The 11,666-nt window shown below is 67.8% G+C and carries 8 protein-coding genes; 2 read left to right on the plus strand and 6 right to left on the minus strand.

Going from position 1 to position 11,666, the window contains the following annotated elements:
- Window positions 1–129 precede the first annotated feature (129 nt).
- The gene (locus tag NK214_RS15500) at window positions 130–1,917 is read left to right on the plus strand and encodes an aminopeptidase P family protein (RefSeq protein ID WP_253314953.1); all 1,788 of its coding nucleotides are present in this window, start codon (window positions 130–132) and stop codon (window positions 1,915–1,917) included.
- 41 nt (window positions 1,918–1,958) lie between these two features.
- Window positions 1,959–2,891, plus strand: a complete 933-nt coding sequence (locus NK214_RS15505; protein ID WP_233246659.1) for a LysR family transcriptional regulator — start codon at window positions 1,959–1,961, stop codon at window positions 2,889–2,891.
- Between the two features lie 207 nt (window positions 2,892–3,098).
- Here NK214_RS15505 and NK214_RS15510 read toward each other — a convergent pair whose 3' ends face one another.
- The 6 genes from NK214_RS15510 to NK214_RS15535 form a co-directional block, all read right to left on the minus strand.
- On the minus strand, window positions 3,099–4,070 hold the full coding sequence (locus NK214_RS15510; protein ID WP_253314931.1) for a polysaccharide deacetylase family protein: 972 nt from the start codon (window positions 4,068–4,070) through the stop codon (window positions 3,099–3,101).
- Window positions 4,071–4,100: 30 nt separating this feature from the next.
- The gene (locus tag NK214_RS15515) at window positions 4,101–4,808 is read right to left on the minus strand and encodes an SDR family oxidoreductase (RefSeq protein ID WP_253314932.1); all 708 of its coding nucleotides are present in this window, start codon (window positions 4,806–4,808) and stop codon (window positions 4,101–4,103) included.
- Entirely contained in the window at window positions 4,805–5,329 is a 525-nt protein-coding gene (locus tag NK214_RS15520) for an ester cyclase (protein WP_081544511.1), read from the minus strand. The genes NK214_RS15515 and NK214_RS15520 overlap by 4 nt, the downstream gene beginning before the upstream one ends.
- A gap of 185 nt (window positions 5,330–5,514) precedes the next feature.
- The gene (gene tldD, locus NK214_RS15525) at window positions 5,515–6,957 is read right to left on the minus strand and encodes a metalloprotease TldD (protein WP_253314933.1); all 1,443 of its coding nucleotides are present in this window, start codon (window positions 6,955–6,957) and stop codon (window positions 5,515–5,517) included.
- A 14-nt stretch (window positions 6,958–6,971) separates the two neighbouring features.
- Entirely contained in the window at window positions 6,972–7,781 is an 810-nt protein-coding gene (locus tag NK214_RS15530) for a carbon-nitrogen hydrolase family protein (protein WP_107798765.1), read from the minus strand.
- The gene (locus tag NK214_RS15535; RefSeq protein ID WP_253314934.1) at window positions 7,778–11,656 is read right to left on the minus strand and encodes a YhdP family protein; all 3,879 of its coding nucleotides are present in this window, start codon (window positions 11,654–11,656) and stop codon (window positions 7,778–7,780) included. Before NK214_RS15535 ends, NK214_RS15530 begins: the two co-directional genes overlap by 4 nt.
- Window positions 11,657–11,666: the final 10 nt, after the last annotated feature.

Raw genomic sequence — 11,666 nt, forward strand, 5'->3', positions numbered from 1 at the left:
CGCGCCTCCAGCTAAAATGACATGGCAATCATCAGCTATGCTCATACTCTTGCGCCCCGGTTTCATTAGCCACAGAATGCATGGCATACATCCCCCGGAGCCGGCATGAACACCCTCGCAACCCCGCAATTGGACACCATTCCGCAACGCATCGCCTCCTTGCGCGCCGCCATGAAGAACGCCGGCGTCGACGCCTGTCTGGTGCCCTCCTCGGACCCGCATCTGTCGGAATACCTGCCGGCGCGCTGGCAGGCCCGCCAATGGCTGTCCGGCTTCACCGGCTCCATGGGCACGCTGATCGTCACCCGCGACTTCGCCGGCGTCTGGGCCGACAGCCGCTACTGGGTGCAAGCGGAAGCCGAATTGGCCGGCAGCGGCATCCAGCTGGTCAAGATCGTCAGCGCCGCCAGCGCCGACCACCTGGGCTGGATCGCCAAGACCCTGAGCGCCGGCCAGACCCTGGCGGTGGACGGCGACTCGCTGGGCCTGGCCGCGGCCAAGGCGCTGCAAGCCGCGCTGGAACAGGCCGGCGCCCGGCTGCGCACCGATCTGGACCTGATAGACGCCATCGACCCACAGCGCCCGCCGCTGCCGGACGCGCCGGTCTATCAACATGAATCGGCCTTCGCGCCGCAAAGCCGCGCCGACAAGCTGGCGCGCTTGCGCGCCGCCATGGACGAGGCCGGCGCCGACTGGCACTTCCTGTCCACGCTGGACGACATCGCCTGGAGCTTCAATCTGCGCGGCAGCGACGTCAACTACAATCCGGTCTTCATCAGCCACGCGCTGCTGAGCCGGCGGCAGGCCACCCTCTTCGTCGGCGAAGGCAAGGTTTCCGCCGAGCTGCGCGCCCAACTGGCGGCCGACGGCGTCGAAGTGCGGCCTTACGCCCAGGCCAAGCCGGCGCTCGCCGCCTTGCCGGCCGGCGCCAGCCTGCTGCTGGACCCGCGCCGCGTGACCCTGGGCCTGCGCCAGGCGGTCACCCCGGCCGCCCGCGTGATCGAGGCGATCAATCCCAGCACCCTGTTCAAGTCCTGCAAGACGGAGGAAGAGGCCGCCCACATCCGCGGCGCGATGGAACAGGACGGCGCGGCCCTGTGCGAGTTCTTCGCTTGGTTCGAAGGCGAGGTCAACCGCAGCCGCGTCACCGAGCTGACCATAGACGAGGAAATCACCGCCGCGCGCGCGCGCCGGCCCGGCTTCGTGTCGCCCAGCTTCGGCACCATCGCCGGCTTCAACGCCAACGGCGCGCTGCCGCACTACCACGCCACCGAAGCCGCCCACAGCGAGATCAAGGGCGACGGCCTGCTGCTGATAGACTCCGGCGGCCAATACCTGGGCGGCACCACCGACATCACCCGCGTGGTGGCGGTCGGCGCGCCGTCCGCCGAGCAGAAGCGCGACTTCACCCTGGTGCTGAAAGGCACCATAGGCCTGTCCATGGCCCATTTCCCGCGCGGCACCCTGTCGCCGATGCTGGACGCGCTGGCGCGCGCGCCGCTGTGGCAGCAGGGCATCGACTTCGGCCACGGCACCGGCCACGGCGTCGGCTACTTCCTCAATGTGCACGAAGGCCCGCAGAGCATTTCCCGCGCGGTGCCGGACGCCAATATGGCGATGCAGGAAGGCATGGTCACCTCGATTGAGCCCGGCGTCTACCGCCCGGGCCGCTGGGGCGTGCGCATCGAGAACCTGGTGCTGAACGTGGCCTCGTCGCAGAACGAATTCGGCGACTTCCTGCGCTTCGAAACCCTGACCCTGTGCCCCATCGACACCCGCTGCCTGGACTTCAACCTGCTGTCCCGCGCCGAAGTGGACTGGCTGAACCAGTACCACGCCGAGGTGCGCGCGCGCTTGCTGCCGCTGGTGGACGGCGCGGCGCGCGAATGGCTGCTGGCCAATACCGAAACCATTTAAACCTCTCCCCGCCCGGGCGCTGCCGCGCCCGGGCCACGCTCATGCTCGATCGACTCAACGACCTACGCCTCTTCCTCGACGCCGCCCAGCTGGGCAGCTTCTCCGCCGCCGGCCGCAAGCAAGGCCTGTCCCCCGCCGCCGCCAGCGCCTGCATCCAGCGGCTGGAGGCCGCGCTGGACAGCCGGCTGTTCCAGCGCACCACCCGCCAGCTTCGGCTGACCGAGGCCGGCGAAGTGTTCCGCGACCACTGCCAGCGCGCGCTGGACACCCTGCAGCAAGGCCAGGACCGGCTGCAGCGCGAGCAGCGCGAACTCAGCGGCCTGATCCGGCTGTCGGCGCCGTCGGACCTGGGCCGCCACGCCTTGCTGGACTGCCTGGACGAATTCCGCCGCCTGCACCCGGCGGTGCATTTCGCCTTGCAGCTGGACGACACCCCGGCCGATTTGATCGGCGAGGACATCGACATCGCCATCCGCTACGGCCAGCCGGCGGACAGCGGCCTGATCGCGCGCGAACTGGCCGCCAGCCGCCGCGTGGTTTGCGCCGCGCCGGCGCTGCTGGCGCGCACCGGCATGCCCAGCCATCCGCGGCAGCTGGCCGAGCTGCCGACGCTGACCCTGGTCACCGGCGACGGCCCGATGCACGAATGGCCTTACCGCGAGCACGGCCAGCGCCGCGCGCTGCGGCTGGAGCGCGCGCAGCAGAGCAACGACGGCGAGGTGATCCGCCGCTGGGCGCTGCAAGGCCAGGGCTTCGCCTACAAATCGCTGCTGGACATCGCCGACGATCTGCGCCAGGGCCGCCTGCTCACGGTACTGGACGAATACTTCACCGACAGCGCGCCGCTGCATCTGCTCTACCCCGGCCAGCGCGGCCAACCGCTGCGCATTCGTCGGCTGATCGATTTCCTGCGCGAGCGGCTGTCGACGCTGCCGGCCACCGCCCTGCTGCCAGAGGCCGGCGCCCAATTGTAAGAACCTGTTTACGATCTGCTGCGCGTCGGCGATACGGCGTTGAAAACGGTTTCAGAATGCTCATGTACAACATGTACATTCCGCTTCTTCAGCCGTTTTCGCCTTGTCTCGCCTTAGCTCGCGAGATCGTAAACAGGCTCTAAGAAAACCGCGGCGCGGCCAATGGCCGTCCCGCGGTTGTGGAACGCTACTCAAGACCCAAGGTTCTCAGTCCGCCGGCACTTTGTCCGCCTGCAGCGCGTAGCGCGCGATCTCGTCCTTGCGCATGAAGGCGACGCCGGCATGGCTCTGCGCATAGCGGATGAACTGCTCCAGCGCCTTGACCCGCGCCGGCGAGCCGGAAATGCGGTCGTGGGTGCTGATCGACATCATCCGCCGCCGCGAACCCGCCTCGGCGTAGAGCACGTCGAATTCAGCCTTCAGATCCGACAGATAAGCCTCATTGCTCAGCGCCGGCGAATCGAAACGCACGATGTCGTTGTTGCGCAAGGTATAGGGCACCACCACGAAGGGCTTGCCCTTGACCGCCACCGTGAACGGCTCGTCGCGGCTGACGTTGTCGATGTGATAGAGAAAGCCCAGTTGCTGCAGAATGCTCAGGGTATTGGGCGTGCCGCGCAGCCAGAAGGCGTTGAAGCCCACCGGCCGCGTGCCGGTGGCGCGCTCGATGCTGGCGATATTGGCGCTGTAGGCCGCCAGTTCCTGCTCCGGCGTCATCGGGTATTGCGGCTCCCAGGTTTGGCCGTGCGCCGCCGCCTCGTGGCCGCGCGCCACGATCTCGCGCGCCAGCCGCGGGCTGCGGTCCACCGCCTGCCCCACCATGTGCGAAGTCACCTTGACCCCGGTGCGGTCCCACAAGTCCAGCAGCCGCGGAATGCCCTCCTTCACGCCGTAGTCGTACCAGCTTTGCATCGGCAGATCCGCGTACTTGGGGTCCAGTGGCGGAAACGGCCCGCTGGCGCCGCGCTCCGGCTGCGCGCCGGCCTCGAACTGCATGGAAATCGAAATCGCCAGGCGGGCGCCGTTCGGCCAGAAGGCGCCGCCGCTTGTTGAAATTGCCGTCATCTTGCTTGCTCCTGTCGCCGCCAGCGCCGCGCCGTGCGCCAGCATCAGCGCGGTGCCGCCCGCGGCTGCGCCGGCCAGGAACTGGCGACGATTAATGGGTAGGGTATCGGACATCTCGAGTCCTCTTGTTCGCTTCGGCGCGGCCTACAACAAGGCCCCGCCCTCCACGTCCAGCACCGCGCCGGAGATGAAGCCGTTGGCCATCGCCAACAGATAGGCTTGCGCCAATTCCCGCGGCTGGCCGACGCGGCCGACGGGCAGGCCCTGGCCGATGCGCGCCAGCGTCGCCTGGCGCGCGGCCGAGCCGGCTTCGCCCCATAGCTCGGTGTCCACCACGCCGGGGCTGACCACGTTGACGCGGCGCGGCGCCAGTTCCTTGGCCAGATTCTTGGCCGCCGCTTCCAGCGCGGCGTTGACCGTGCTTTTCAGCAGGCCGCCGCTGGAGAATTTGCGCGCCAGCAGACCGGAGGTGAAGGTCACCGACGCCCGCTCCGTCAGATAGGGCAAGGCCTCGCGCACCGCCAGCAGGCTGCCGAACAGCTTGACGTCGAAAGTCTGCCGCAAGGCCTCCTCGCTCAACTCGGCCAAGGCCGGCGCGCCGACCCGGGCGCCTGCGGTCAGCACCAGATGATCGATGCGGCCGATGTCGGCGAAGGCCCGGGCCAATGCCCGGCTGTCGGTCATGTCCGCCTGGATGCCTTCGCGATCCGCCTCGGATTGGGCGCTACGCCCCAGCACATAGACCCGCGCGCCGGCCGCCGCGGCCGCGTCCGCCACCGCCCGGCCGATGCCGGAGCCGCCGCCCAGCACCGCCACGGTCTGGCCGTAGAAAGAAAAGGTCGCCGCGTTCATGGCTTCACCACGCCCAGTTGCTGCATCAGGGTCAGATTGTCTTCCAGATGCCAGTTCTCGGCGATGCGGCCGTTCTTGACGCGGTACAGGTCGAAGGCCTGGAACTCCACCGGCTGGCCCTGGCCTTGCACGTCGCCGAAGCGGCCGCTGAAATGGCCCTGGAAATGCAGGCGCAGCGCGACGCGGTCGCCGGCCAGCACCATGTCGGTGACGTCCACCTTCAAATCCGGCACCGCGGCGCGGAACTGGCGCGAGGCCTGCAAGGGCCCGGCCACGCCCTGCTGACGGCCGGCGGGCAGGGTGCGGTCGATGAAGTCGGGGTCCAAGGCCAGTTCGGCGTAGCGCGGATCGCCGCTGTTCCAGAACGCCGCGTAACGCAGCGCGGCCAACTTCACCGCCGCCGTGCTGCCGGCCGGACGGTCCGCCCACACCCGCGCCGGCTGCGGCAGGTTTTCCGCCGCGCCGGCGAAGGCCGCGGTCAAGGCCAGGCCGAAGCCCAGCGCCAAGGTCAAAGCTTTCATCATCGTCTCCCGATTGCGACGTCGCCAACACGGCGACACCGGACCAGCGCATTGTGTCGCCGCCGAAGGGATTTGATAATTGGCTTTCAATTTGGATGATCTGCTTGTTCAATTTGAAAATAGGCGTAAAAAAAAGCGAAGCTCCAGCGCTTCGCCTTTCTCAAAGAACCTGTTTACGCAGCTTCTTAGCCGCCGGTGCCGCCCACGGTCAAGCCGCCGTCTATGCGCAGCGTAGGCTGGCCCACGCCCACCGGCACGCTCTGGCCTTCCTTGCCGCAGACGCCGACGCCCTGATCCAGCTGCAAATCATTGCCTATCATGCTGACGTAGTTGAGCACGTCCGGCCCGTTGCCTATCAGGGTGGCGCCCTTGACCGGGTAACTGAGCTTGCCGTTTTCGATGCGCCAGGCTTCCGACGCGGAGAATACGAACTTGCCGCTGGTGATGTCCACCTGGCCGCCTCCGAAATTGACCGCGTACAGGCCGTCCTTGACCGAGGCGATGATTTCCTGCGGATCGTGCTGACCGGCCAGCATATAGGTATTGGTCATCCGCGGCATCGGGATGTGGGCGTAGGACTCGCGGCGGCCGTTGCCGGTGGCGCCCACCTGCATCAGGCGCGAATTCATCGCGTCCTGCATATAACCCTTGAGCACGCCGTCCTCGATCAGCACGGTGCGCTGAGTGGGATTGCCCTCGTCGTCTATCGCCAGCGAGCCGCGACGCTCTTCCATCACCCCGTCGTCCACCACCGTGACGCCCGGCGCCGCCACCCGCTGGCCGATCTTGCCGGAAAAGGCTGAAGTGCCCTTGCGGTTGAAATCGCCTTCCAGGCCATGGCCTATCGCCTCGTGCAAGAGCACGCCGGGCCAGCCCGGCCCCAGCACCACGGTCATCTGGCCCGCCGGCGCCGGCCGCGAATCCAGATTGGTCAGCGCCTGATGCACCGCCTGGCGCGCGTAGCGCTCCAGCACCTCGTCGTCGAAGTAGGCCAGGTCGAAGCGACCGCCGCCGCCGCTGGAGCCCTGCTCGCGGCGGCCGTTCTGCTCGGCGATCACCATCACCGACAGCCGCACCAGCGGCCGCACGTCGGCGGCGCGCACGCCGTCGTGGCGCGCCACGTAGACCACGTCGTATTCGCTGGCCATGCCGGCCATCACCTGGATCACCCGCGGGTCCTGCGCCCGCGCCATCCGCTCCACTTTTTCCAGCAAGGCCACCTTGGCCGCCGCCTCCAGGCTGTGGCAGGGGTCCAGCGCCGGGTACAGCGGCTTGGGCGCGCGCCGGGTCTGCGCGCCGGCGGAACCGTCCCCGCCCGCCTGGCCGATGGCGCGCACCGCGTCGGCGGAGCGGCTCAGCGCCTCCAGGCTGATGGCGTCGGAATAGGCGAAGGCGGTCTTGTCGCCGGCCACCGCGCGCACGCCCACGCCTTGGTCAATGCTGAAGCTGCCGGACTTGACGATACCCTCTTCCAGGCTCCAGGCCTCGCTGCGGGTGTATTGAAAATAGAGATCGGCGTAGTCGATGGCGTGGTGGCGCATGCGCGCCAGCGTGGCTTCCAAAGCCGCCTCGTCCAGACCGTAAGGCTTGAGCAGCAGGCTGTCTGCCGTGGAGAAAGCATCTTGCATAGTGTCGGGTTCTTTCACGCGAGTACGCGGTGCGCCAGCGCCGGCAGGCGGGTGCGCACCGACTGGATCAATGTCGGGTCGATTTCGGCGAGGATCACGCCCTCGCCCTTGTCTATTTCGGCCAGCACGCGGCCCCAGGGATCGATGATCATCGAATGCCCGTGGGTCTTGCGGCCGTTGTCGTGTTCTCCGCCCTGCGCCGAGGCCAGCACATAGCTCTGATTCTCTATCGCGCGCGCGCGCAGCAAGGGCTCCCAATGCGCCTCGCCGGTGGTGGCGGTGAAGGCCGCCGGCAAAATCATCAGATCATAGGGCGACAACTGGCGGAACAGTTCAGGGAAACGCAGATCGTAGCAGATGCCGAAGGCCATCTCGGCGAAGCCCAGATCCGCCTTGACCGGCTGTTCGCCCGGACGGATGGTGTTGGATTCGCAATAAGTCTCGCCCAGGCCGGAGAAGCCGAACAGATGGATTTTGTCGTAGCGGGCGCGCACCTCGCCGTCCGGGTCGAACAGCAAGGTGGTATTCAACACCCGCTGCGGCTCCGGGCTGCGCAAGGGCACGGTGCCGGCCGCCAGCCACACGCCGTTCTCCTGCGCCATCCGCGCCAGCGCGCTCTGGATGGGGCCGTCGCCGTAGGCTTCGCACACGGCCACCTTATCGGTTTCCTGCCGCCCCATCAGGCAAAAATACTCGGGCAAGACCACCAGCCGCGCGCCCTTGCCGGCGGCTTCCGCCACCCAATGCGCGGCGCGCTGCAAATTGGCCGTCACGTCGGAGCCGGACACCATCTGCACCGCCGCCGCCAGGAATTTTTGCTTCATGGTTTCCCCCCTTTGTTCTGCTGTATCGGACCGATCGCGGTGCGCACCACCTTGGGGTCGCGCAAGGAGCCGCTCACTTCGTAATCCACCGACAGGATGCGGCCCACCGGATCGCGCAGCACTTTCTGCGCCGCCAGCGTGGCGATGCCCACCACCGGATTGAGCAGGGCCGCCCCCGCCGCCAGCGCCACGCTTTCCGCCAGCCGCGGCACCACGTGCACTTTCAAAGCCTGGCTTTCCTTGCCCAGGTCCAGTTCTCCGGAAATCGTCACGTCCGCGCCCGGCCCCTTCATCTCCACCTTGGACGAAGTGAACAGACCGTTGCGGGCTTGCGCCTCGCCTTTCAGGCTGTCGAAGGCGAAGCCGTCGCTGAACACGTCGGTGAAGTCCAGCCGGATACGGCGCGGCAGCGATTGCAGGCTGAGCGCGCCCAGGAGCTTGACCACGCCCGGGTCCACCTTGGCGAAGCGTCCGTCCTTGAAGTCTAGCGCCAATTCGCCGGATACCTTGGCCAAATCCAGATCGCCCAGGCCGCCGGGCCAATTCAAACGGCCGTTGAGCGTGCCCTGACCGTTGCGGAAAATCTCGCCCTGACCCAGCCGCGTCAGCAGCTTGCCGGCGTCGCCGACGAGCAATTCGAAGCGGGCGTCGACATTGCCGGCGCCGCGCGCGTCCGAACGCACCGTGGCCTTCAGCGTGCCGTCGTTGGTGGTCAGCCGCAAGGGCGCCATCTGCCAGACGCTGCCCTCGCGGCGCGCCTCCAGCTCCAGCCGGCCCACCGAGCGCCCCTGCAACACCAGCTCGCCGACGCGCACCTTCATCTCCGGCAGCCTGCGGTTCAGCACCGAGGCTTCGCCGCCGGCCGCGGCCTTGGCCTCCGCCGCGCCCTCCTTCTTCTCCTTGTCCGCCGGCAGGCTCAAGGCCAGACGGCTGAGATTGGCCTGCAGCAGGCCGTTGCCTTCCGGTCGATAGCTGGCGTCGCCGCTCATCTCATTGGAGCGCAGCTGTACGGTCCAGGCCTTGGACAACTCGCGGTTGCCCAAGCGGGCGTTGACCTTGTGCAGGCTCAGGCCCGGCAACACCAGTTCCGGCGTTTCCAGTTCCAGCTGCAAGGCCGGCAGGGCCGCAGGCTCTCCGCCGCCGCTGGACTGCGCGGCGCCGTCGGCCAGTTTCAGCCAATCGTCCAGCACCACCTTGGGCTGCGCCACCCGCACCGCCAGGCCGGACGCCGCCGGCTCGCCCGGCGCGCGGCCCACGCCCAGCGCGCCGGCCTGCAAATCGCCGTGTTCGTTCAAACGCAGGCGACCGGCTATCATGCCGTCCAGACTGAAGTCCAGCCGCTGGGTCTGGACGCCGCGCATCTGCTGCGGTCGCAGCTGCAGTTGCAGCGGCAAGGCCGCGCCGGCGCTCTTGGCCAGCGGCGGCGGCAAATCGAAGGCGGTGCCCTGCAAGTCCGAACTCACCGCCAGGCTTTCCAAGCCCTGCTTGACGACGAACTGCGCGCGGTAGCCGGACTTGCCCGACACCTGCTCCGCCAGCGCCGGCAGATACTGCTTCAGCACTTGACGCGAATCGGCCTGGCCGGCCAGTTCGAAACGCATGCGCTTGTCTGCGCCGGTGTTGGCCTTCAACAGGAACGGACCGCCGAAGCCGACGAACTGCAGGCCCGGGCTGTCCACGCCGCGTTCGGTAAAGGTCAGCCGGCCGCGCGCCTTGCTCAGCGGCGGAATCGGCAGGGATTTGAAGCGCAGCGCGTTGTCGGCGAAGCGGATGTCGCCGCGCACCGTCACGCCCTGTTCGCCGGCCAGCGGTATCCCCAGTTTCAAGTCCAGGCTGGCGTCGCCGCCGGCTTCGATCTGGCCGGTGAAGCCGTCCAGCCAGCCGTCCACCGGGCTTTGCGTGGTGAAGGCCAGCATGCGCTGCAGACGGTCGGCCGCGCGGCCCTCCACCGTCAGCATGGGCACGTCGGCGCCCAGATTGTCTATCACCGCCTTGACGCCGCTCAGCGGCACGCCCACGGTGACGGCGCGGCGCGCGTTCACCTCCATCCGTTCGTTGCGGAACAGCAATTGGGCGTCGATGTCGTCGATGCGCGGCCAGCCGGACTGATAACTGAGACGCGCGCGCTCCACCTCGGCCTCCACCAGAAACTCGCCGCCCTTGCCGCCGGCAAAGGGGAACTGCTCCAGATCGCCGCGCAGCTTCATCGTCGCCTGGCGCAGCTGCCCGCCCTGCAAGGCCTGGCGCAGCCAGCGCAAAGTGTGCTCGCCGACCTCATGCGGCAGGTATTCCGCCACCCTGGCCGCCGGCACTCCGGCGATGCTGGCGCGCAGATCGGCTACGCCGGCCCCGGCGCCCTGATGCCGATAACTGCCTTGCAGGCTGCCGGACAAATCGGCGTTGGAGAAGGCGGCCTGGCGGAAGTCCAAGACCACCGCCTGCCCTTCCCGCCGCCAGCCCACGTCGGCGGTCAGCTTGTCGAAATTCAACGGCGCGACGAACACCGAGGGATAGCTGACCTGGGACTTGCCGGTATCCAACTGCAGGCGGCCGCCTTTTTCGTCGAAGCTGATCGCGCCGCTGACGCCGGACACGCCGGGCAGCTCCCCGAACGGCTGCCAGGCCAGCTTTTCAAAACGGGATTTGAGTTTGAAGGCCTTGGGCGCTTCCAACGCGCCCTTCCAGCTGACGGTCAGGTCGCGCAGCGCGCCGCTGGGCGAGAAACGCGCGAACAAGGGGTTGCGGTCGGCGCCCAGCGCGTGGATGAAGGGGGTCAGGTGGCTGAGGTCCACATTGTCCAGCGTCAGTTGGCCGAAGCCTTGCTCGCCGTAACGCCACTCGCCGTCGATATTGGAATTGTCGAAAGCCAGGCCGCTGGCGCTGGCCAGGCTCAGCCGGCTGGCCTTGACCTTATAGCTGCCGCTGAGCTGGCGCGTCAGCTGCAACTCGCCCTGCAGCCGCGGCAGCACCAGTTCGTGGGAATCCGGCGGCGTGTAGGCGGCGTCGTGGACGTTGACGCTGGCTTTCAAGGCGTCGATGGCGCCGTCGGAGAAGGACATCTCCACCGTGCCACTGCCCTCGCCGCTGCGCAGCATGCCCAGTTGTTGCAGATAACGCGTCCACGACCCCACCTTGGCGCCGTCCAGCGCCACCTTGAGCGAGCCCGACCACTGCTGCCAGGCGGCGATGTCGTCGCCGCGCCAGGACGCCGTCAGATCGAAGCCCTTGCCCAAGGACGCCGCCGGCTGGCCGGACAGCTTCAGGCCGTGGCCGAACAGGCCGGCGCTCAGCTTGAGCTGGCCCTGGCTCAGGTCCAGCCGCGGCAGGCCCAGCAATTCATCCTGCCAGCTCAGCCGCGCGTCGCTGATCTCCAGGCTGGGCTGGCGCAGCAGCCAATTGCCCAGGCCGCTGTCGGCGGAGCCGGAACTCAGATCGAAGCCGTTCAGGTAGATCACGCCCTGGCGCGAGCGCAGCAGCTCCACCGTAGGGCCCTTGACCACCACGCTGGCCAGCCGCGGCTCCAGCGCCAGCAAGGAACGCCACGACGGCTCCAGCGACACCTGGCGCAAGGTCAGCGCCTTGCCGTCCTGCGGATTGGCGATGGTGACGCCGCCCAGCTCGAAACGCGGCCCCACGGTCAGCCATTCGCCGGACAAGGCCGCCACCTGCACCGGCCGCCCCAGCGACTGGCTCAGATAACGCTCCAGCGGCTGGCGAAACTGGTTCAGATTGGGCAGCACCCAGAAAGTGAACGCGCAAAAAGCCGCCAGCAGCAGCGTCAAGGCGGCGGCGGCGGCCATTCCCAACAGCGCACAGGTCCGTTTCAGGACCTTGATCACATGGATATGGGACAGAACGGAGAAGAGCTTTTCCAAATGCGGCAAA

It is taken from the genome of Chromobacterium sp. S0633 (assembly GCF_024158805.1).
Classification (GTDB): Bacteria; Pseudomonadota; Gammaproteobacteria; order Burkholderiales; family Chromobacteriaceae; genus Chromobacterium.